The organism is Aphanothece microscopica RSMan92 (assembly GCF_046613545.2).
Classification (GTDB): Bacteria; Cyanobacteriota; Cyanobacteriia; order PCC-6307; family Cyanobiaceae; genus NIES-981.
Genome location: NZ_JBKKKY020000264.1, coordinates 1 through 784 on the forward strand (window position 1 = coordinate 1; position 784 = coordinate 784).

Consider the following 784-nt stretch of genomic DNA (forward strand, 5'->3'; position numbering starts at 1 on the left):
CATATGATTAGTATAGTATTCGCTTTGCTAGGGACAGTTAGTGGAGTACTGTGGTGGTTTTTTGATATTAGCGAGCCCTTCGAGCTGATCTTTTGGTTGAGCATGCTGGGAGCTATCACAAACGACGGGATTAAGAAATACAAAGAATATAACCGCTAAAATTAAATCGATGAAAACAACCTTACTTGTTGTTTTGATTATCCTGGTGGCAGGTATTTCCAGTCGGATGGGGAAGAGACAATTGTAGAAATTGCAAATACTTCCACATACTTACAACATCCTTCCCGGTAAAGAAAGGTACGTTGCTCCTTTTCTTTAAAAGGATACATAAACCAACACTCTACAAGTCTTTCCTATGAAACTCATCTACCTGGTTGCAACGGTTGTGGCAATGTGCTTTCTCTCTCCCTCCCCTTCCTGCGCCCAAAATCAGGAAAAAGAGGCTCTAAAAGTTGCCGAAGACTTCTTCGAGGCATTGGAGAAAGCAGACACCACTGCATTTTACGGCTTATTTTTACCCAAGGCGATGGTCTACACCGTCCGGGAAACAAACGGCCAACCGGTACTAGGCAGTCGATCACCATTTTCAGACAAGTTTCGCCCGGGTACCGTTATTAAAGAACGAATGAAAGACACCGGCGTGGAAGTACACGTCCACGGTAGGATGGCAGTAGTATGGGCACCGTATAATTTGTGGGTGAATGATGTGTTCTCCCACTGCGGGGTCGATGTGTTTAACCTTATCAGGACCGATTCCGGTTGGAAAATAGCGTCTTTGTCGTAC

General features: G+C 44.5%; 1 protein-coding gene. It reads left to right on the plus strand.

Annotated features, from left to right (window positions below; genetic code table 11):
- Window positions 1–355: 355 nt before the first annotated feature.
- A partial coding sequence (locus tag ACLD7X_RS17400) for a nuclear transport factor 2 family protein (protein ID WP_411424949.1) occupies window positions 356–784 on the plus strand: 429 nt, incomplete at its 3' end.